This is a genomic window from Paenibacillus spongiae (assembly GCF_024734895.1).
Classification (GTDB): Bacteria; Bacillota; Bacilli; order Paenibacillales; family Paenibacillaceae; genus Paenibacillus_Z; species Paenibacillus_Z spongiae.
The window spans coordinates 6,910,381-6,932,500 of sequence record NZ_CP091430.1; the positions used below are offsets into that span (position 1 = coordinate 6,910,381).

General features: G+C 51.4%; 12 protein-coding genes, 12 tRNA genes and 1 rRNA gene (1 of these 25 cut by a window edge). 3 read left to right on the forward strand and 22 right to left on the reverse strand.

Annotated features, from left to right (window positions below; all coding sequences use genetic code 11):
• Nucleotides 1-312 precede the first annotated feature (312 nt).
• The gene (locus tag L1F29_RS31000) at nucleotides 313-2,511 is read left to right on the forward strand and encodes a galactose-binding domain-containing protein (RefSeq protein WP_258385854.1); all 2,199 of its coding nucleotides are present in this window, start codon (nucleotides 313-315) and stop codon (nucleotides 2,509-2,511) included.
• Nucleotides 2,512-2,968: 457 nt separating this feature from the next.
• On the opposite strand, the gene glmS is transcribed toward L1F29_RS31000, so the two are convergent.
• From glmS to L1F29_RS31065, 13 genes are all read right to left on the reverse strand, one after another.
• Nucleotides 2,969-4,801 carry a glutamine--fructose-6-phosphate transaminase (isomerizing) gene (gene glmS, locus L1F29_RS31005; protein WP_258385855.1) on the reverse strand — a complete coding sequence of 611 codons (1,833 nt, stop codon included), beginning with the start codon at nucleotides 4,799-4,801 and terminating at the stop codon, nucleotides 2,969-2,971.
• Nucleotides 4,802-5,636: 835 nt separating this feature from the next.
• Complete coding sequence (glmM, locus tag L1F29_RS31010; protein ID WP_258385856.1) at nucleotides 5,637-6,983, reverse strand: phosphoglucosamine mutase; 1,347 nt, start codon at nucleotides 6,981-6,983, stop codon at nucleotides 5,637-5,639.
• A 118-nt stretch (nucleotides 6,984-7,101) separates the two neighbouring features.
• Nucleotides 7,102-8,625 (reverse strand): CdaR family protein, encoded by a 1,524-nt coding sequence (locus tag L1F29_RS31015; protein WP_258385857.1) that lies wholly within the window; start codon nucleotides 8,623-8,625, stop codon nucleotides 7,102-7,104.
• Nucleotides 8,618-9,463, reverse strand: a complete 846-nt coding sequence (cdaA, locus tag L1F29_RS31020; protein ID WP_258385858.1) for a diadenylate cyclase CdaA — start codon at nucleotides 9,461-9,463, stop codon at nucleotides 8,618-8,620. Before cdaA ends, L1F29_RS31015 begins: the two co-directional genes overlap by 8 nt.
• Nucleotides 9,464-9,603: 140 nt before the next feature.
• Nucleotides 9,604-10,233: a zf-HC2 domain-containing protein gene (locus L1F29_RS31025; protein ID WP_258385859.1), complete on the reverse strand. Its 630-nt coding sequence runs from the start codon at nucleotides 10,231-10,233 to the stop codon at nucleotides 9,604-9,606.
• 149 nt (nucleotides 10,234-10,382) lie between these two features.
• The gene (gene sigW, locus L1F29_RS31030; protein ID WP_258385860.1) at nucleotides 10,383-10,949 is read right to left on the reverse strand and encodes an RNA polymerase sigma factor SigW; all 567 of its coding nucleotides are present in this window, start codon (nucleotides 10,947-10,949) and stop codon (nucleotides 10,383-10,385) included.
• Nucleotides 10,950-11,315: 366 nt separating this feature from the next.
• Complete coding sequence (ppc, locus tag L1F29_RS31035) at nucleotides 11,316-14,123, reverse strand: phosphoenolpyruvate carboxylase (RefSeq protein ID WP_258385861.1); 2,808 nt, start codon at nucleotides 14,121-14,123, stop codon at nucleotides 11,316-11,318.
• 310 nt (nucleotides 14,124-14,433) lie between these two features.
• A complete protein-coding gene (locus L1F29_RS31040; RefSeq protein WP_258385862.1) occupies nucleotides 14,434-15,567 on the reverse strand; it encodes an N-acetylmuramoyl-L-alanine amidase family protein in 1,134 nt (377 codons plus the stop codon).
• A gap of 178 nt (nucleotides 15,568-15,745) precedes the next feature.
• Nucleotides 15,746-15,819 (reverse strand) — tRNA-Gly (locus L1F29_RS31045).
• A gap of 8 nt (nucleotides 15,820-15,827) precedes the next feature.
• Nucleotides 15,828-15,904, reverse strand: a tRNA-Pro gene (locus L1F29_RS31050).
• A gap of 9 nt (nucleotides 15,905-15,913) precedes the next feature.
• Nucleotides 15,914-15,990, reverse strand: a tRNA-Arg gene (locus L1F29_RS31055).
• Between the two features lie 5 nt (nucleotides 15,991-15,995).
• Nucleotides 15,996-16,070, reverse strand: a tRNA-Gly gene (locus tag L1F29_RS31060).
• Nucleotides 16,071-16,234: 164 nt separating this feature from the next.
• The gene (locus L1F29_RS31065) at nucleotides 16,235-17,131 is read right to left on the reverse strand and encodes a LysR family transcriptional regulator (RefSeq protein ID WP_258385863.1); all 897 of its coding nucleotides are present in this window, start codon (nucleotides 17,129-17,131) and stop codon (nucleotides 16,235-16,237) included.
• Between the two features lie 127 nt (nucleotides 17,132-17,258).
• Between L1F29_RS31065 and L1F29_RS31070 the strand changes: the two genes are divergently transcribed.
• A complete protein-coding gene (locus L1F29_RS31070) occupies nucleotides 17,259-17,930 on the forward strand; it encodes a DJ-1/PfpI family protein (RefSeq protein ID WP_373876455.1) in 672 nt (223 codons plus the stop codon).
• 226 nt (nucleotides 17,931-18,156) lie between these two features.
• Here the strand turns inward: L1F29_RS31070 and L1F29_RS31075 are convergent.
• Nucleotides 18,157-18,239, reverse strand: a tRNA-Leu gene (locus L1F29_RS31075).
• Nucleotides 18,240-18,485: 246 nt separating this feature from the next.
• On the opposite strand from L1F29_RS31075, the gene L1F29_RS31080 reads away from it, so the two are divergent.
• Nucleotides 18,486-19,637, forward strand: coding sequence for a Gfo/Idh/MocA family protein (locus L1F29_RS31080; protein ID WP_258385864.1), 1,152 nt, complete (start codon nucleotides 18,486-18,488; stop codon nucleotides 19,635-19,637).
• A gap of 186 nt (nucleotides 19,638-19,823) precedes the next feature.
• On the opposite strand, the gene L1F29_RS31085 is transcribed toward L1F29_RS31080, so the two are convergent.
• From L1F29_RS31085 to L1F29_RS31120, 8 genes are all read right to left on the reverse strand, one after another.
• Nucleotides 19,824-19,906 (reverse strand) — tRNA-Leu (locus L1F29_RS31085).
• A 36-nt stretch (nucleotides 19,907-19,942) separates the two neighbouring features.
• A tRNA-Lys gene (locus L1F29_RS31090) sits at nucleotides 19,943-20,018 on the reverse strand.
• 1 nt (nucleotide 20,019) lies between these two features.
• Nucleotides 20,020-20,094: transfer RNA gene (locus tag L1F29_RS31095), tRNA-Gln, on the reverse strand.
• Between the two features lie 7 nt (nucleotides 20,095-20,101).
• Nucleotides 20,102-20,177, reverse strand: a tRNA-Val gene (locus L1F29_RS31100).
• 54 nt (nucleotides 20,178-20,231) lie between these two features.
• A tRNA-Glu gene (locus L1F29_RS31105) sits at nucleotides 20,232-20,306 on the reverse strand.
• A 36-nt stretch (nucleotides 20,307-20,342) separates the two neighbouring features.
• Nucleotides 20,343-20,418, reverse strand: a tRNA-Thr gene (locus L1F29_RS31110).
• A 5-nt stretch (nucleotides 20,419-20,423) separates the two neighbouring features.
• Nucleotides 20,424-20,499 (reverse strand) — tRNA-Asn (locus L1F29_RS31115).
• 106 nt (nucleotides 20,500-20,605) lie between these two features.
• A 23S ribosomal RNA gene (locus L1F29_RS31120) occupies nucleotides 20,606-22,120 on the reverse strand (it continues 1,416 nt past the right edge of the window).

Sequence of the window (22,120 nt, forward strand, 5' to 3'; positions counted from 1 at the left end):
ACGTGCGTGACCATTTTTCTGTTTCCAAAAGATTTTCAGTGGAACTTCCAGCTCTTTATATCTAGGGTCCGAGTTTTACTTTTTAGGAGAAATGGTTACCGTCGAATCTCTCCTATGATATAATTGGTACCGTTTACATGTTATGGTTATTATTGGACGTGTTAATTGACCACAAATGAAGAACATGGGTGGTGATAATTTCAAACTGTCGAACATACCGCAACGTAAGAACAGGTCCTAGTAGAGGTATAAGGAGGAATAATTCTGAAAACGAATTCGAGAAAAACTGTCGTTATCCTCGTGGTTTTCCTATTGGCTGTAGGCTTGCAGGCACCGGCTTTTGCAAAAGTGGAAATAAAGGAAAAAGAAACGCACCAGATGTTTCCGCAATCCGACAAAATATCAAAAACCGTGTATACGTACAACCTGGATCGTTTAAACAATTCCGCTTATTCGGAGGAACAGGCGGAAGGCATGATGCTGGCGTTAGTTTCCTTGCAAGGATTAGTCAATCGTGAGAAACCCGAGATTTATTTGAAGCACAGTTACGACTCGATTAGAAACGAATATTGGATTTTGGAACACTATAAGCAGAAAGGATACGTTAAGAAGGAAGTAGAAGTCACTGATCCCAACGACCTGTTTGATAGATACAAGAAGGAAAAACTCATTAAGGGACTGGTCGTCGCCGACCCGGCCAAGGATTATATGATCAACATCGCCACCAACATTGCAGGGGTCGACAACCTGCTGATCGTTTACCCGGATATGGTCGACAGTATGAAACAGCTTGGCTTTGAAGTTCGGATCGATTTGCGTCAAGAAGCCGAAATGGCAACGGCGACCCGTGCCTATAAATGGGTATATGAACGTTACTGGAGCCGCCAGCGGCATGATGTTCTGGCAAACGTTTATTATAATACACCCCATCATTATCAACGTGACTATTTGATTCAATTCAAAATACCGACATTTTGGTTGTCGGGACCTAAAGATAATAACTACACGCCTGAACTTGAGGATCATATCCGATATCTGCTGCAGCACACGCCGGCCAATATTCCGGTACTGGGATTCTGGGCTGCGACCGGTACTCAACCGGTTAAGTTGGACTATCCGGCCTCGATGGAAGACGTGGCCGTCGGCAAGCAGGTTACGGCAAGCGGAACCTGGATGGACAATGTAACCGTCACACCTGACAAAGCCGTGGATGGAAACTCTGCTACCAGATGGGCTTCTAACACGGATGCCGGAACACGCTGGATTAATGTAGACTTGGGTGAAGAGAAGGATCTCCGGTATATTATCATAAACTGGGAGGCTTCTGCCCCGTTTCGTGTTGAAGTATCGAAGGATGGTGTAACGTATTCTGAGGTCGGAACATATAACGGGATTTCGAACGGCAAGAACACCGAGACCCTTCCCGAGGGAACAACAGGACGCTACGTAAGAATTGCATCCGATTCATTTCTATCGATTTGGACATTGCAGGTGATTGCTCCCAGAGCTAAAGGGAGTCCACCGTCCGAGCCGCCATTGGAAACGGTTGAAATGGGCGTCACCGAATTTGGCGGGGTCAAGCTGGCTGGAGAGTATGGCAAGTATACCATCGTTAACGACTTTGCAGGCAACTTCTCCTTTCACTCCGGCGTACCGGTGTCCAAGAATGCATTTCAGCAGAAGAGCAACCGGCCTCCGCTAACCTATGACCCGAACAAAAAGTATGTCGCGGTCACCATGATCGAAAGCGGAGATTCGACGGGATATTATCAATACGGGCTTAAATTCTTTCAATGGGATCAGCGAGAACGGGGCAATGTTGCCGTGAATTACGGTATTGCTCCTGCAGTAAAGTTTTTAATGCCTGGGGTGCTCGAAATGCTTTATGAAACAAAAACTGATGATGACTATTTCTTCAACGCCATTTCGGGGGCAGGTTACAGTTATCCCCTGCTCGGTTATGGCAGCAAAGGAATCATGGATGCCGACGATACTATCATCATGGATCAATCTGCGATTCTAAACGACTATTTTCGGCAATCGGATACTTATATGCGCTCGATGGATTTGGATATGCTGGGATTGTACACGCATCCTTGGTCCGGACGAAATGATGCGGCAGACGATGATTTTATGAACACGTATGTCCTTCCCAATATGAACATCGATGCAATAATTGCCGATATGGGCCGAAATAATGAAACGAACGCATCCAATGCGAATCGAATGCTCCAAGGTGAAGTCCCCATTTTTCACAATCTGACACGTTGGCCTTCGGAGGATTTCTATCCCACGTACGATCCGGCCAAAGATCAAGGTGCCGTTCAGGCACTAGTAAAAGAAATACGTGACAACATGGGGAACGGACAGTTCATGCATGCGATGGCATACAGCTGGCACTACGGGCCGGACCGTATCAAGCAAGCTGAAGATATTTTAAAAGTAGAAGGCTATGTGTTTGTTACATTGGAAGCTTTCGAGCAGTTGTGGAGGCAATCGCAGCAACAATAAGCATTAAAGTCGGGGGGCTGCCCGCTCCCCTTTATGCTGGAACCACCATAGGCAGCTGCCGCGGCGACGGAGGCGTACATCCGGCTTTTCCACGTCCAGACTTTCGGTATTCGTATCGGCAGAAATAGCCCAAAACTTCACTCTCGTCGGTCCAGGTGAAAATTGCAGAATGTAAATCCTTTTGGGTTTAACTGGCATTAGTTCGGGTACATTCCTTTAAAATGTACATGTATTTTTCCGATCCGCCGCAAGTACAGTACAGTAGGGCTAGATGGAGACGTGCACAAATTAATAAATACAAAGAGTCCCGATTAGTTCAAAACTACGATCGGGACTCTTTGCTATATACTTATAATTGGTTTCCGACTTTAATGTCGAGTTTCCAACTTTAATGTAAAGTTTCTAATTTTAATGTCACTGAACAGCAACAACTGCTGCTTCACCAACAACCCCAAACCTACTCCACCGTCACGCTCTTCGCCAAGTTCCGCGGCTTATCAACATCGTTGCCAAGAGCAAGCGACGCGTAGTACGCGATCAGCTGCAGAGGGACGACGGACAGGGCCGGTGTGAGCAGCGGCAGCGTCTTCGGAATGGCGAACAGCTCGTCGACGGATTTGCCGACTTCTTCTTCGCTTCCGCCGTTCACGATCCCCAGCACGTGGGCGCCGCGGGCCTTCACTTCCTTGATGTTGCTGAGCGTCTTCTCGTAGAGATCCTCCTGCGTAATGAGCGCAATGACCGGAATCCCTTCCTCGATCAGCGCCAGCGTGCCATGCTTCAGCTCGCCTGCCGCATAGGCTTCGGAGTGAATGTAAGAAATTTCCTTCAGCTTCAGCGAGCCTTCTTGCGCCACGGCGAAGTCCGAGCCGCGGCCGATGAAGAAGAGGTTGCTGTGCTTGGAGATCGACTCCGCGACCTGCTTCAGCACAACGGACTGGGACAGGATGCGCTCCACCTGCTCCGGCAGCTGCTGCATCGCTTCAAGCACTTCCGCAATAAACGCGCTATCGCGTGTCTCCAGCGATTCAGCCAAGTACAGGCCGAGGAGGTAGAATGCGATCAGCTGGGAGGTATACGCCTTCGTCGATGCTACAGCGATTTCCGGGCCCGCTTGGGTGATGATGACATCATCCGCTTCGCGGGAAACCGAGCTGCCTACGACATTCGTGATTGCCAGCACGCGCGCTCCGCAGCGCTTCGCTTCTCGGAGGGCCGCTAACGTATCGGCTGTCTCACCAGATTGGCTGACGACAATGACGAGCGTCTCCGGCGTAATAATCGGCGAACGATAGCGGTATTCCGATGCGACATCCGTTTCCACCGGGATGCGCGCAAGGCTCTCGATCACCTGTTTGCCGATCATTCCGGCATGGTATGCCGTACCGCAAGCGACTATATGCACGTTGCGGATCGCCTTGAGCTGCTCCAGCGTCATGCCGATTTCCTTCAGCTGTACGGAACGTCCATCCTCGGACACACGGCCCATCATCGTATCGCGATACGCTTTCGGCTGTTCGAAGATTTCTTTCAGCATAAAATGGTCGAATCCGGCTTTTTCTGCGGTTACGAGATCCCAATCGACATGAAATATTTCCTTGGAAATAATTTCGCCGTCAATCGTCATCAGTTCGACGCTGTTCTTTGTCAGAACAGCCATTTCGCCATCATTCAGAATGTACACGTCGCGCGTATGCTCCAGAATGGCGGGAATATCCGATCCGATAAAATTCTCGCCGTTGCCGATTCCAATTACGAGCGGGCTTGCGAAGCGAACGGCAACCAGACGGTCCGGCTCATACTCCGTCAATACGCCAAGGGCGAATGCGCCGCGCATCCTTTTGACCGCACGCTGCACCGCTTCGACAATATCCCCGTCGTACTCTTCTGCAACCAGATGCGAGATGACCTCCGTATCCGTCTCCGATACGAATCGGCGGCCTTTCGCCATCAGTTCTTCCTTCAGTTCGATATAATTCTCGATAATGCCGTTATGAACGACAGAAAATTTAGCCGAGTTATCCGTATGCGGATGGGAATTCACATCCGACGGTTTGCCATGCGTTGCCCAGCGGGTATGGCCAATCCCTACAGATCCGCGCAGCGGTTCGCCATCAAGCTTCTCTTCAAGAACGGCCAGTCGGCCCTTCGATTTGCGAACCTCAAGCTCTTGACCTGTAAATACGGCAATACCTGCAGAGTCGTACCCGCGGTATTCCAGCTTCTTCAATCCTTCAAGCAAAATGTCCTGCGAGTCGCGCTTTCCGATATATCCTACAATTCCACACATAATTGAATAGACCTCCATTAACGGTTATAGTTCCCGACGCTAACGGATGCCATACCATCATGTGACGGCACAGGGCACTTTATGAGGTTATCTGACGTTAACGAAACAATCTGTCTTCGCGAGAAACCGTTCTGCCCGAGCCGTCCCCACTGGCCGGCATCGTAAGCAAACGGAATAATGGCAATAAGAAACTTAACGTCCTCTCCTGAAGCAGCCCCACTGGCTGAACAACAGAAGGAATGACGATTCTAACCAGCACGCTCCATACGGCCTCACTTGCCGAGAACGCGCGCTGTTCATCAATGAAGCATTCCTGCCGACTCATTGTAGGACCGGTTGCCCAGTCTTTTTAGAAATCGGCTTACGGCTTGAATGCATAACCGGGAGGTCCCCGCCGAACAATCCGAACACCTCCACCTCGTCAGCTTGCCGCCCGCTCATCCTACGTGTGATGTAACTTCGTAATCTCTTCACAGTCCATCACATCGTTCAAGAAGATGCAGCAGTACGCGCTAGCTCTGGCGCTTTGAACAACTAATTAACCTCGATCCTCGCTTTCCTTCCGAAATCATAATTCTTATCATATTCATTTTGGTCCATTTGCGCAACTCAATTTTTTTTCATCTTTTTTTCATAGTTTTCATAAAACAGAGCAGCCTCACCCGCAAGTCCGTCCAATGGCATGCCGGAAGAGCGGCTGCAGACTCAGTTTTTCAAAGCAAGCGGCTGGGATCCGTCCTGCATATCCAGGTCATATTGGGGATCGCCAGGCCGCTTGTTCCCAGACTTTTTGTTCATTTTTGGCAGGTGTTCTTGCCATGCAAGAAGCACTATGTTATGCCCCGCCTAGCTCCGCTCTAACGGTTGAGGCTATACGGTCCACATACGCTGCAACTTGTTCCTTATCCGGTCCTTCCGCCATTACGCGAATGAGGGATTCCGTGCCGGATGGACGGACCAGCACGCGGCCGTTGTCACCGAATTCCTGCTCCACCTCTGCGATAGCCGCAGCGATCGCTGTATTTCCCTTATACTTGCTCTTGTCCGCGACGCGCACATTCACCAGCACCTGCGGATATTGACGCATTAGCTTTTTAAGCTCGCTCAGCTTGCTGCCGGAGCTGACGAGCGTGTCGACCAGCTGCATGGCAGTCAATATACCGTCACCGGTTGTATTATAATCGAGGAAAATCACGTGTCCCGACTGTTCCCCGCCCAAATTGTAACCTCCGCGGCGCATCTCTTCCATCACGTAACGGTCGCCGACCGCTGTCTGCGCCGTGTTCAGCTCCAGGCGCTTCGCCGCCTTGAAGAAGCCGATATTGCTCATTACGGTCGTCACGACGGTATCGTGCTTCAATTTGCCCGCGCGCTTCATTGCATCGCCGCAAATACATAGAATAAAGTCGCCGTCGACTTCTTCGCCAGTTTCGTCAATCGCAATCAATCGGTCCGCGTCGCCGTCGAACGACAAGCCGAGGTCCGCGCCATGCTTCAGCACTTCCTCGCGCAGAAACTGCGGATGGGTCGAGCCGACGCCGTCATTAATATTAAGCCCGTTCGGCTCCGCGCCGACGGTAATCACTTCGGCACCCAACTCGCGGAATACAGTAGGCGCTAACGAATAGGCAGCCCCATTCGCGCAGTCGAGTACGATTTTCAATCCGTTGAATGATTGTGTCACTGTCGTTTTCAGAAAATCGAGATATTTCCGGCTCGCCTGCTCTTCCAGCGTCACGCTGCCGATTTGTCCGCCTTCAGGACGAGGAAGCTCGTCGTGCTCGGCATCCATTAAGCGCTCGATCTCAAGCTCGGTCTCATCGGAAAGCTTGAACCCGTCGCCGCCGAAAAACTTAATGCCGTTATCTTCGACCGGGTTATGCGAGGCGGAGATCATCACGCCGGCGTCCGCACCCATTACCCGCGTCAAATAAGCAACTGCTGGAGTCGACACGACGCCAAGGCGAATCACGCTCGCTCCGATCGACAGCAAGCCTGCCGTTAACGCAGCCTCCAGCATTGGACCGGATATCCGTGTATCAAGACCGATGATAACCTTCGGTTTATCTGCCTTGCCTGTCAGCACATAACCGCCGCAGCGGCCGATCCGATAGGCAAGCTCAGGCGTCAATTCCCGGTTTGCAACCCCACGTACACCATCTGTACCAAAATATTTCCCCATAATGTATGTCCAATCCCTTCGACCTGTTCTCGTTCTCATCCTTCATCATACGCAGCCGCAGCTGAGGTAGTCAGTTGTCTATGGTGCCCGCAGCAAAATAAATGTCGCAGGCGCACAGCTAGCCGCCAGGCTCTGCTCCAGTACTCGCTTCGACATCCGAAGCGCCAGGAACAGGAATGGCATTGCCGCTGCCTGAACTATTCATCCCCGAGCCGTTAGATTCTTTATTGCCGGTCCCCGCTTCTCCATTCGTGTTCACACTTTCATCAGGCGGATTGCTGTTTCCGCTATCGTTGCTGCCGCCGCCGCTGCTATTGCCGCTGTTGCTGCTGTTAGACTCCCCTGCATTCCCAGGTTCGGTTGGCGGGGTATCTGCAGGCACGCTTATCGGCGGACCTACCGCTTCCGTCCCATCCGAAATTACAATCGTGACGTTGATTGGACTGGCGGCGAACGATTCCACAAACATAGGAAGATGAATATCAAGCGGCACATTGTGGACACCCGGTCCCAACCCGTTTAGCTTGGCAATCAGCTGTACGTCCTTTGATCCGACGTCGGCCAATATATTGGCCGCGCCCTTTACGGCGAGATCCAGCTTGCCGTCCGTTGGCTGCGTCAGCTTCGCCTTCAGTCCTTCAGATAATCCCGTCATGGTGATAGGCAGTCCAGGCAGCACCTTCTTGTCCGCCGGTACAACCGAGAGACTAACCGACACCTTCGGGGGATCTACAGTCTCGATCCCACCGATCATGTCGATATTAAGCTCCATCGTACCCGATTGCTTCACCTTCGACAAGTCGACATTGATACCATCGTAAAAATCATACTTATTGAGCACATCTTGCGGCCCATATATTGTCACATTTTCCACGCTCGGCTTAAAGGACGCGACTGCAAGCCCATCCGGCAGCCTACCCGTGAACCCGATCTGCAGCGGGACCTTCTTGAACGGCATCGTGATCGGCACTTCCACCTCAACGACGCTCGGGTTGACAGACGCTTCAGGCATTTCATCGCCCGTTTTATCCAGCACGACGACCTTCACTTTCTTCGCAGTCACCGTCTTCTCTTCATCTTGAACAGAGATAACCGCACCGACATAACCGACTTCATCCATCTTGTCTTTCGGCAATGTCACATGAACCCGGTTGTTCGGCTTGACGATCGGCGTTCCGATCTTATAGCCGTTGGCTGGCGTTCCCTCGATTTTGATATCCGCTTCAAATTCATTCGTTAGCATCGTTTCCAGATCGACCGCTACGGTACGCGGCGTCACACTGACCAGCTCCACGTCCGTTGGAAGGCGGCTAACCGTTACCGGAAGCTCGTGGCGTCCCTCCTCGATACCCGTAACGTCGACAACGACCCTATAATCGTCTGGCGTCGCCGAGAGCAGATCTGAACGGGAGCCTCGGACTTTGAGCATGACGGAGGAGGGCTCCATCGAGCGCAGCGAAGTATTACGTTCGTCCAATCCTGTAACCTCGATTTTGACCGTATCGAAAATGCGCGTTTCCGTCAATGAAGCAACCGTATTTGGCGACCGCTCCGAGTCGAAATGAACGACCGCCCAGAGCAGGATGCCCATCGCGACGGAAATAATTTTAAGCGCGGTAGGGTGACTCAGCCATTTATCCATTCTCGCTGTTCTCCCCCTTCCATTTGCGCCAGAAAGGAATACGCGAGCCGCGGGCTTCGCTGGACTTGGCTTTCGGATTCAATTCCTCGAACAGCTTGGAGATGAGCGATTCTTCCTTGATATCCCGCACGATCATGCCGCCGACAGCAAGCGAAACTTGTCCGGTTTCTTCCGAGACGATGATCGATACGGCATCGCATACTTCGGTTACGCCGATTCCTGCACGATGGCGGGTCCCGAGTTCCTTGCTGATGAAGGGGTTCTCGGATAACGGCAGGTAGCAGCCCGCCGCCATGATCTGATTCCCGCGAACGATAACCGCCCCGTCATGCAGCGGCGTATTCGGAATAAAAATGTTAATGAGCAGCTCCGAGCTCACAATCGATTCCATCTGAATACCCGACTCGATGTAGTCCGATAATCCCGTATCCCGTTCGAATACGATCAAAGCGCCGATTTTTCGCTTTGCCATATAATTGATGGACTTAATGATCTCACTGATGCGGTCACTTACATCCCGCTCTACCACGGACGAACGAGAGAACAGCTTACCTCGACCGAGCTGCTCCAGCGCACGCCGAAGCTCCGGCTGAAAAATAATGAGCACCGTCACAACCCCGAAGGTGAACATTTGGTTCATCAGCCACTTGAGCGTATACAAGTTAAACCATGTGCTTATGGCCCAGGTTCCAACGAGTACAAAGATGCCTTTGAGCAGCTGAACAGCCCGGGTTCCTCTTACGAGCACAAACAATTTATAAATAATGTAGCTCACTATGGCGATATCGACGATATCTTTGATCCACTGCTTCCAAGTCAAATCAGCAAAATAATTCATTACGTCAACCCCCAACGAGACCGATTGCCCAGGTATCTCTAATCCTTATATCGGATTCTCAACCTTATTATTTTCTAGAACCGGGGTTGTAAATCCTTTATTTTTACAAAAAAACCTCCCACTTATGGGAGGCAGCCGGATCAGTAGGCCAAACTGCTGATCGATTGTGTCACTTTATACCAAAACCAGTCCAGTGCTTGATCGATCTTCTTCACTTGTCCGGAAATATGTGCGGTAGAAGCTTGATATAATTGGCCGTCAATGACCGTTACATTCCCTTCTACATCCCCTAATACGTTCGCTTTGCCATTCTCAACGATCAGATCGCCCTTAATGTAGACGCCCTCAGGAACCGTTACTGTATCCCCATTGATAACCAGCTGTGCCAGATCCGATCCGCTGATCGATAGCTGCGTATCCTGCTGCCACATGGTGATGAAGCTCGACAACATCACGAATGCGAACAACGCCGCAACGCTGACAGCCGGATGTTTCCGAATCCAGCGTGCCCAGCCGGTTGCTACACGGCGTTTGGCTGCAGGAAACTGGCTTACGATCCGCTGTGTGAGCTGAGCCGCTTGTTCGCTGTCCATCGTGACCGGAACTTCCATCTTGCTTCGCATGAGCGCTTCGGTTCGTTCCAGCTGCTCGAAACGGGCTCGGCACGCCGGGCAGGAGAGCAAATGATTCTTTAGCTGCAGCACATCGTCCCGGGGCAGTTCACTATCCAAATAATCGTGCATCCATACGATAGCGACGTTGCAGTTCATACCAGCCATTCCTTTCTTGATTTTGATGAAGCCCGCGGCTCGCGCGGGTTTGCCCGACTTTAACATAGACGTGCTTGTATACGATACGTGTCTTCACCGCATAAGTTTCAGTTCTTTCGAAAATCCGGCGAATCCATTCAACCATCCGTTTATAGCTTATGCTCCAGCTTCTTGCGAAGAAACTCGCGTCCCCGGTGAACCCTCGTCTTGACCGTCGTAACCGGAACCTCAAGTACATCCCCGATTTCTTGAAGCGACATGTCCTGCAAATAGCGGAGAACCATAACCGATTTATATTTGGCAGGCAATGATTCAATCGCCTGATGAATAATATGCTGCGTTTCCGATAACAGCAGCTCGCTCTCCGGTGTCCGGTTGTCGCTTGGTATCATGGCATAGCCATCCAATCCTTCATGCTCATTCGACTCGGCGTCAAGCGAATAGCTGGGCTTGCGTTTCCGCAGCCGGTCGATGCACAGATTGGTGGCGATCCGATAGATCCATGTTGAGAACTTCAACGAATCATCATACCGCTCCAAATTTTTGTACACGCGAAGAAAAGTATCCTGCACAACATCCTCGGCTTCCTGCCGGTTATATAGCATCCGATATGCCATATGGTACAACTTGTCCTGGTACAGCCCGACGAGTTCAGCGAATGCGCTTTGATCGCCCTTTAGAGCCATACGCGCTAACCGCGCCTCTAATGATTTCACCGTTTCTCCCCCAGATCCGCTGCCCGCTCCTTGGTTTTGCCGCACGGTAACTCGGCAATGCAAATCTCTATCTAGTAGCCGCGTCATCCTATCCTAAAAAAGCAAGCCTGCTGCCAGGTGAGCCTGGCTATAGAGCCTTGTCTTCGACCAGCCTGTAATGACGGACCGGTCCTTGTCACGGCGCTGCAGACTATCTATATAAAATGGTAATCCAAGTAATTTAAAAAAGCAATACGACGGCAGCTGCGGTCAAACGGAGCCATTGCCGCTCGACTACGTATGCCAGCCGATCGATACAAGAAAAAAGGGGCCAAGCAATCCGGACGCACCATAGCCGCCCGGTTGCCCAGCCCCTTCGTCATTGCATCAGCCCGTGTTACGAAGTCCACCGGCAATGCCGTTGATCGTCAGCAGCACTTCGCGCAGCAGCACCGGATCGTCTTCTCCCCGGTCACGCAGCTCGCGCAGCTCCATCAACAGCTGAACCTGCATATAGCTCAGCGGATCGACATATGGATTACGCAGCCGGATGGATTCTTGAATGACCGGCACATTGTCCAATATTTCCGCTTGTCCTGTTATTTCTAGAATGAGCGAGGACGTTCTTTCGAATTCTTTCTCGATCATGGTAAAGATGCGATCGCGAATCGATGCATCCGCAATCATGCCCGCATATTCCTTGGCAATGATTAAATCCGCCTTGCCCAGCGCCATCTGGAGATTATCGATCAACGTCGTGAAGAACGGGAAGTTCGCATACATGGCGCGCAGTGTCTCCATCCGTTCTTTATCGCCTTTGACGTAGTCGTCCAGCGCTGTACCTGCCGCATACCATGCCGGCAGAAGGTAACGGCTTTGCGTCCACGCGAATACCCATGGAATAGCACGCAGATCCTCAAACCGGTCGCTGTTCTTGCGTTTCGAAGGACGTGAGCCGATATTAAGCTCGCCAACTTCGGGCAGCGGTGTCGACTCCTTGAAGAATGTCATGAAATCCGGATCGCGGAAAATCAGATCCTGATATTTCTCCAGCGCCACTTCCGAAATCCCTCTTGAAATGTCTTCCCATTCGGCTTGTACTTCCGCTTCCTGTTCAGGATACTTGGCCAGTCTCGCGGCCGTAATAAGCGCCCAAGTCGCTTGCTCCAAGCTGCGGTGGGCAATACCCTGCATAGAATAGCGCGAGGAGAGCACTTCGCCCTGCTCGGTAATCTTGATGCCTCCGCCGACGGTATGCGGCGGCTGTGCGAGAATGCTCCGGTTCAGCGGCATCCCGCCCCTGCCGAGCGCTCCGCCTCTGCCGTGGAAGAATTTCAGCTTAACGTCGAACTTCTTCGCGGCATTCGTAATGTCATTCAGGGCCACACGCAGCTCCCAGTTTGCCGTCACGACGCCGCCGTCTTTATTGCTGTCGGAATACCCGAGCATAATCTCGTGCAGGTTTCCTTGCGCTTCAACAGCTGCGCGGTATATAGGCAGTGCGAACAGCTGCTCCATAATAGCAGGCGCTGCATGGAGGTCATCGATCGTTTCGAAGAGCGGTACGGACTGCAGCGTACAGCATACCGTTCCGTTCGACTCGACGCGGAACAAGCCGACCTCTTTCGCGAATACCATGACTTCCAGCATGTCGCTTGCGCCTTCCGTCATGCTGATGAGGTAGCTGTTAATGCAGTTCCGGCCGAATTCCTGTTGAGCCTTGTAAATCGTTTGGTACACGTCCAGGCATTCGCGGGTATTCTCGCTGTATTCCAGATGCTGCGATGTTAATGGACGCGGGTCTTTCAGCAAGCTGTGCAGCAGCTCAATCTTATCCGCTTCAGGCAATGCCGAGTAGTCATCCGTGATGTTCATATATTTCAAAATTTCCGTCATCGCGTTCTCATGCTCTTGACTGTGCTGGCGAACGTCCAGCGCTGCCAGGTGGAAGCCGAACAGCTCGACTTGGCGAATCAGCTTGCAGATATCCGTATCCGCCACATAATCCGCATAGTGATGGCGCAAGCTGCGGTCGATCACGAGCAGGTCTTCCTTAAGCTCGTCCGGACTGCTGTAGTGCTTGGTTGAACCTTTGCGCGATTCGTCCAGCGTATTGGCCAGCTTCTGCAGCATGTAGCTCAGCTTGATGCGGTACATCTCTTTCTCATTGCGCCATACTTCTACCGTCTGCAGTTCAACCTCTTCGCGGTCGCGTTGAATCGACTGCTGCAGCTCATCCGTAACCTCGACGATATTCGTGCTGAAGCTCAGCAGGTCCATCAAATTATTCAGCTGCTCTTCGTACTTCTGTAGCGCAAGAGCACGGTGCAGCGTCAGCGTCTCCCAAGTAATGTTCGATTTGACGGACGGATTGCCGTCGCGGTCGCCGCCGATCCACGAGCCGAAACGCAAGTAAGTCGGAACATGCCAACGCTCTTCGGGATAATATTTGCCCAAGCAGCGCTCAAGCTCCTCATATACATTCGGAAGTACCTCGAACAGCGTCTCGTCAAAGAAATAGAGACCGTTGCGCACTTCGTCGATAACGGTTGGCTTGCGGTCGCGAAGCTCGTCGGTCTGCCAGAGCGTCAGTACTTCATTGAGCAGCTTATCGCGCAGCTTCTCACGCTCCCGGTAGGTCAACGTAGGGTTCTCAAGCTCCATAACATCATTAGCAATCCGCTGATGAATGTCGAGAATGGCGCGACGCGTAGCTTCGGTCGGATGCGCAGTCATCACCAGCTCGAGGGAGATGCCTTCCAGCATGGACTTCACATCGTCAACCGCGATTCCTTGCTCCTTCAGCACTTGAATGGCGCTTTCGATCGAGCCGCGTTGTACCGTCTCTCCGGCGGACCGCTCGTAATCGCGTATACGGCGAATCCGGTGGTTCTGTTCGGCAATATTAACGAGTTGAAAATAAATAGCGAACGCACGGATTACCTGATGGCGAATTTCCGGGTTTAACCCGTTAATTACCTGTTTGAACTCCTCATACAGTTCCGGAATGAATTCTGCGCGCAGCGCTTTGCTCATTTCGCGAATCTTCTCGACAATATCGAGCAATTCCCGTCCACCTTGGTGCACGAGCACGTCGCCCAATATATTCCCCAAAAAACGTACATCACGGCGCAACATATGGTTGTTTAATTGCGGCCGGTTTGCCGTCAATACCGATTCGGCTTGTTCCGACATCATGAATCCTCCTCAAGTCTTGCTCCAGCAAAGCCATATCATGGCGTGAACCATGGTCTTTGCATTCACAAACCACTTCGTATGCGATAACAACGTTGTCTCAATAGACGTTTTTTCACTTTCTCCATCATACTACAAATGGTTGCATGGTTGAAGCTTTTTCGGGATAAGGAGACCGGATATGTTTACCTTTCTCCCCTCAATTGCCCTGCTAATTAAAAATCAACACAAGCCTTGATGACCGCGGCTTGTGTTGATCTGGATAAGCTGGAGCCTGCTTGAAGCAAGCTCGTCCATTCCGGTTCGATCATCATTGAAAGTAATCTTCAAGGCCTTCGGCAATCGCTTTGGCAGCTTTCTTCTGGTACGACTTCGTGCGAACGACCCCTTCATCCTTGGCGTTGGATAAGAACCCTAGTTCGATTAAAGCGGAAGGGACATTATTCTCGCGTAAGACATGATAATCGCCGAATGAAATACCGTTGCTCTTCAGACCGATTCCTTGCGAGGACAGCTTGTCCTCTATCGCCCGGGCAAGCGGGACGTCTCTTGACTCCGAGTAATAGAAGGATAGCGTGCCGGATGTACTCTTCGGTGATGAATTATAATGAATGCTGACAAAAACATCCGAGCCTGCCGACTTGCTGGTACTCACCCGGCCTGCCAATGACGGCTTCTCGCTGTCCTTCGTCCGGGTCATAATTACTTTGGCACCGCGGCTTCTTAGCTCATCGGCCAGATAGAAGGAGGTTTGGAGGTTGATGTCTTTCTCCTTCGTCTGGTGTGTCGTGCCGATCATGCCTACGTCGCTTCCGCCGTGACCAGGATCGACGGTAATGACCTTGCCTTTTAGTCCGCCCGACGACTTCTTACTGCTGGAATTGCCTGAAGATGCTATCGATAATCCGGCAGTCTCCTTGACGAATTGTCCCGATACCCAGCCGGTCTCACCCGCCGCAGTCTTTACCCGAAGCCAGCCGGAACGCGACTCGCTAACGGACAGCACATCACCCCGTACCGCTCCGGTCACGACACTATATGTAGTTCCTGGCCCTTCTCGAAGCCGGAGTGAATCCACGTTCACGGTTACTTGTGAGGATGAGCCAGCCGATGATAACGATGACGCCTTGCCCTCGGACGCGCTCGAAGTCTTCACGATAGCACCACTTGCAACCTGCTTCAAATAATAGCCGGCAACCCAGCCCGAGATGCCATTGGAATTAATTTTCAGCCATCCATGCTCTTCTTTCGAAACGGAAACAAGCTCCCCCGAATCCATTTTCCCTACGATGGAAGCGTTCAGGTTCGGCTCGCTTCGGACATTCAGCGAATCGGCAATCACTTTTGCCGTGTAGGTGTCGCCGCTTCGTGCAACTACTGCCGTCGTTGAGGATAAGACCAGCATGATGCAGATAATGAGCGCCAGCCAACCGGATCTGTTCATAATCTACCCCGCTATCGTTTATTGGATTTGGTCGATCAGGCTATCATTATACCAAAATTTGCGGGAATCTGGCAGATTATAATTGATTTTCGGCTGATTTTTTTTCCAAAGTGTCGAAATCGGTTCTTAACATCAAAAAAGCTCCCTGCACAAGGCAAGGAGCTGTGATGTCTGAATATGGAGCGGGTGATGGGAATCGAACCCACGCTATTAGCTTGGAAGGCTAAAGTTCTACCATTGAACTACACCCGCGTATATGATGGTCGGGATGACACGATTCGAACATGCGACCCCCTGGTCCCAAACCAGGTGCTCTACCAAGCTGAGCTACATCCCGTTATGAAAATGGCGTGCCCTGAGAGATTCGAACTCCCGACCTTTTGATTCGTAGTCAAATGCTCTATCCAGCTGAGCTAAGGGCACATATATGGAGCGGAAGACGGGAATCGAACCCGCGACCCTCGCCTTGGCAAGGCGATGCTCTACCGCTGAGCCACTTCCGCATCACTTTACAAAATCTCTGCAAATCGCAGCGACAAGTAATAATATAACACCTTAGCTCTCCAAATGCAAATGTTTTTTCGAGAAAATTAAAAAAAATTTGAATCCCCATACACACCTGGAGAAAAGCTACCCCTAAAAATGTTTAAGAAGGGCATCGGGATGCTTATCCCTTCACTTGAAACCACTCAAGAACGGCATCCCGGAACAAGTTAGCCGCCGTTCCAAGCAAGCGCTCTTTATGCACAATCAGGCCATGCTGCAGCGGAATCGTCTTCTCCAACACAAGGATGTGCAGCTCCCCACGCTCAACCTCGCTTCGAACCGACGATAGCGGCAGCATCGCGAGCCCCATACCTTCTTTCACCATTTGTTTGACCATCTGCAAACTGCCGAATTCCAGCTGCTCTTGAAGCCCGATCCCAGCGCCTGCCAGCGCTTGAGCGGCGAAGGTGTGATAGATGCAGCGGCTGCCAAACGATATGACAGGTTCCCGTTCCAGGCTGGCTCTGTCGCGCGCAAGCTCTCTGGAAGCCAAGCTGTCCGGAATGACGCATACCAGCTCATCTTGAACAAGCGGATAGAAGACGATCTGCTCGATCTGAGGATCGATCGGCACGATGCCGTAATCGATCCGATGCTTCAACAGTTCCTCTGTAATATCTTTTTGAAACCCCGTCTCGGTGCGGATCCTGATCTGTGGATGCTGCTCCAGGAAGTGGCGGAAGAACATGGGCATCTGCGTGACACAGAACGATTCCAGCACGCGAATCCGCACTTCGCCTGACGGCTCATCCCGGGTCAGCATTGCTTCCTGCATCACTTCGCCCAGCTGAATAAACCGGTAGAAGAATGGAGCGGCTTTCATTCCGGCTTCCGTCGGTTCGACGCCTCTGGGCAGACGCTCGAACAGCTTTTCACCGAATGCTTCTTCTAATGTCCGAAGCTGGATCGTAACCGTCGATTGGACGTAACCAAGCCTTTCCGCCGCTCGACTTATGCTCCTTTCTTCGTATACCGCGATAAATGTCTGTACAATGCGTCCATCGAGCTTCTCCAGCATCCTATAACCCCCAGGTATTTCATTCTTCAATACATTATATCGTATATATTCGTTATTCACATGGATAATGTTATGGTACGTTTGATTCACGCTGCAAGCAATAACATTTAGAAAGGAATGAATCGGTATGATCAAAGGTTTTCGATTAGGGATTTATGTATTCAAGGATGCGGAGGTCATCGACTATGCGGCACCATATGGCGTCTTCTCCGTGGCCAGGCGGTTCGATCCCGCATTGGAGGCATTCCTGATCAGCGATGCAATGCGTCCCGTCCAAACTCAAGCCGGTCTTACGGTTCTGCCTAACTACGCCTTCCAGGATAAGCCTCACATGGATGCGTTCCTCATTCCCGGAGGATTCGGGACTCGACAAGAAATGTATAACAGGCGGCTTCACAGCTACATTCACCAGCTCCCTCATCACTGCCTTCTTACTAGCGTATGCACCGGTTCATGGATCTACGGTCATATGGGGTTACTGGACGGTATTGCGGCTACCAACCGGAAAGAGCCTGACCGGCTGGAATCATCGAATATGGGCAAGGTTCCGATTGACCGATTGGCGGAAATTGCACCGGCTTGCCGGATCTCTCGGGCGCGACTTGTCGATGCCGGGCGGATCGTCACCGCAGGCGGGATTGCTTCCGGTATGGAGATGGGATTCCATCTGCTTCGAAGAGCCGGGTATGACGAAGCATTCATCGCTGATGTTGCTCGTACGATGGAATACGGTTCCGCTTATCAAATGTACAAAGATGATGTGGAGTATGATTCGGTACATGAAGCATTTATCCCCTGAATGGTTAACGGGATGTGGAAAACAGATAAGCCATCGGCAGATTGAATCTGCCGATGGCTTATCCACATGTGGATAGACGAATTTCGCGTTCATCTATTCACGTCATTATCAACAATGCATGTACAGTTTGGGTATAAGTCCCCTAACCAGACTGTTGGTTTGCTCATTGATGTGGACAACAAAAAACTCCCGAATCTGTAGGATTCAGGAGTCCGTTAGTTAAGGTTGGTGCGCGTAGAGGGACTTGAACCCCCACGGTCGCCCGCCAGATCCTAAGTCTGGTGCGTCTGCCAATTCCGCCATACGCGCTTATTCGTACTGCAGCACATTTATAAGAGGTCTTAAAATTGTGCTACCTAACTATAATACAAGTTATCTTAACGAAATGCAACTGTTAATTATTATATTTCTTGAACAGGAGCACAGCTGCAATCTCATCCCTTTACTTACACGCCTTTCTAGCCTCGGCAGGCTGCTTTGTTATAAAGGTTCTGTTTCGGATGCCACAACTATGATAGATTTAACTATAGTAAATTTTTTCTAGGAGGGGCACGCATGACGAAGATTAAGGTCGGTATTGTCGGAGCGAGAGGTTTAAGCACCTTATTGGGATTTCAGTCCTGTCCTGAAGCAGAAGTCGTCGCGCTATGCGATTTGGACGAGGCGTTATTGAAAGAAGCAGCGCTGAGACATCATATTCCGAACACCTACCGCATCTACGAGGATATGCTAGAATCGGATATTGATGCCGTCGTCGTATCCTCACCGATGCAGCTGCATGTCCCTCAGACGCTTGCCGCGCTCGATGCCGGCAAGCATGTGCTGAGTGAAGTGACCGCTGGTGTTACCATGGACGAATTGTGGTGGCTGAAGGATGCTGTCGAGAAGTACGGCAAGGTGTACATGATGGCCGAGAATTACTGCTACATCCCGGAGAACCAGCTTATTAGCAACATGGTCGAGCAAGGATTATTCGGTGACGTATACTTTGGCGAAGGGGAATACCTTCATGACATTAAAAGCTTGGCGGTCGGCTATAACCGTCCAACCAGCGGATCGGCCGGCAGCAGAACCTCCTGGAGGAAATATTGGCAGCTTGGAAAGCGCGGCGCCTTCTACCCTACTCACAGTCTGGGTCCGGTCATGAAATGGTTCAAGCACGACCGTATCAAATCCGTTACCTGTCTGGGAACGGGATGGCATACCGCGCCTGAGCTCCGTCAGGAAGACACGACCATCACCTTATGCCAGCTCGAAAGCGGCAAGCTGATCAAGCTCCGTATCGACTGCATTTCCGAACGTCCGCACAATATGTCCTACTACACCCTTCAAGGCACTAAAGGCTGCTACGAGGCGCCACGGGGATTAGGAGACCAGCACAAAATATGGCTTGCCTCCGATCAAGCTGGCGAGCATCCGGAATGGCGGCCGTTGAAGGATTACTACACCTATTTGCCAGACCGGTACAAGAATGTAACCGCTGAGCAAAAAGCTGCCGGCCACTGGGGTGGCGATTATTTTATCGTGCAAGACTTCGTCGATGCGATTGCGAAGAACGCCAAGCCTGCCATCGACGTCTATGAAGCCTGTGAGTGGACAGCGGTCGGCCTGCTCTCCGAGCTTTCGGTCATGAACGGCGGGAAGTCGATGGATATGCCTGATTTTCGTAACAGCTCTTCTTACCGGGATCAAATTATCAAGTTATAAGAAGGCACGGATGGCAACAGATGACCGGGGCATATAATCAGGTGGTGGAGAAGGAACGAATCTATTTTTACCCCTTCTCTATTAGATTCACTCTATGTCAAAATTCCCACGATATGTTTAATGCCCTTCAGATTTAAACATAAAAAAATCTCAAGATCAAATGATCTTGAGATTGGTTTTTGATGTTGGTGCGCGTAGAGGGACTTGAACCCCCACGGTCGCCCGCCAGATCCTAAGTCTGGTGCGTCTGCCAATTCCGCCATACGCGCACAAATATTTCATAGCCATTCTTCTCTAAGGAAAAATGGTGAGCCATGTAGGACTCGAACCTACGACACCCTGATTAAAAGTCAGGTGCTCTACCAACTGAGCTAATGGCTCATGGCTGGGGATCCAGGGATCGAACCTGGGAATGACGGAGTCAAAGTCCGTTGCCTTACCGCTTGGCTAATCCCCAACATCAATGGTGGAGGCTGACGGGATCGAACCGCCGACCCTCTGCTTGTAAGGCAGATGCTCTCCCAGCTGAGCTAAGCCTCCATAGTATGTCCGATATGTACGCCATTTACCCATCGTCTATCGGTTAAGTAAATATGGTGACCCGTAGGGGATTCGAACCCCTGTTACCTCCGTGAAAGGGAGGTGTCTTAACCCCTTGACCAACGGGCCGCAGTCATTCTCCGCTGCATGCTTGCAGTAAAAAAGTGGAGCTCTCAACCGGGATCGAACCGGTGACCTCATCCTTACCATGGATGCACTCTACCTACTGAGCTATGAGAGCAGAAATGGCTCCCCGAACAGGACTCGAACCTGTGACAACTCGATTAACAGTCGAGTGCTCTACCAACTGAGCTATCAGGGAACAATATAAAGGATGTTTTACACCCTGAAAACTGGATACGAGTTTGCGTAACTCTTACATCTAAAGCATATGCTTCCGAAGCAGACTTTCACTCCGTGAAAGCTTGTAGGATAAGCCCTCGACCGATTAGTATTCGTCAGCTGCATGCATTACTGCACTTCCACCCCGAACCTATCAACCTGGTCGTCTTCCAGGGGTCTTACGAATTGGGAAATCTCATCTTGAGGGGGGCTTCGCGCTTAGATGCTTTCAGCGCTTATCCCGTCCGTACATAGCTACCCAGCGGTGCTCCTGGCGGAACAACTGGTACACCAGCGGTACGTCCATCCCGGTCCTCTCGTACTAAGGACAGCTCCTCTCAAATTTCCTACGCCCACGACAGATAGGGACCGAACTGTCTCACGACGTTCTGAACCCAGCTCGCGTACCGCTTTAATGGGCGAACAGCCCAACCCTTGGGACCTACTTCAGCCCCAGGATGCGATGAGCCGACATCGAGGTGCCAAACCTCCCCGTCGATGTGGACTCTTGGGGGAGATAAGCCTGTTATCCCCAGGGTAGCTTTTATCCGTTGAGCGATGGCCCTTCCATGCGGTACCACCGGATCACTAAGCCCGACTTTCGTCCCTGCTCGACTTGTAGGTCTCGCAGTCAAGCTCCCTTATGCCTTTGCACGCTACGAATGATTTCCAACCATTCTGAGGGAACCTTTGGGCGCCTCCGTTACTTTTTAGGAGGCGACCGCCCCAGTCAAACTGCCCGCCTGACACGGTCCCTCCACCCGATTCAGGGTGGCAGGTTAGAACTCCGATACGATCAGGGTGGTATCCCAACGGTGCCTCCACCGAAGCTGGCGCTCCGGCTTCCCAGGCTCCCACCTATCCTGTACAGATCGTACCAAAGTCCAATATCAAGCTGCAGTAAAGCTCCATGGGGTCTTTCCGTCTTGTCGCGGGTAACCTGCATCTTCACAGGTATTAAAATTTCACCGGATCTCTCGTTGAGACAGCGCCCAAGTCGTTACGCCATTCGTGCGGGTCAGAATTTACCTGACAAGGAATTTCGCTACCTTAGGACCGTTATAGTTACGGCCGCCGTTTACTGGGGCTTCGGTTCACAGCTTCGGGTTGCCCCTAACCGCTCCCCTTAACCTTCCAGCACCGGGCAGGCGTCAGCCCGTATACTTCGCCTTACGGCTTCGCACAGACCTGTGTTTTTGCTAAACAGTCGCTTGGGCCTTTTCACTGCGGCCCCCTCGGGCTATTCACCCTACCGAGGCACCCCTTCTCCCGAAGTTACGGGGTCATTTTGCCGAGTTCCTTAACGAGAGTTCTTCCGCGCGCCTTAGCATGCTCTGCTCGCCTACCTGTGTCGGTTTGCGGTACGGGCACCTTCACCTGGCTAGAGGCTTTTCTTGGCAGCGGGAACTCATGACCTTCGGTACTATAATTTTCCCTCCCCGTCACAGCTCAGCCTTATCGATGGGCGGATTTGCCAACCCATCAGCCTTGCTGCTTGGACGGACTATTCCATCAGTCCGCGTCACTATCCTTCTGCGTCACCCCATTGCTCATAACGGTTTACGGTGGTACAGGAATTTCAACCTGTTGTCCTTCGACTA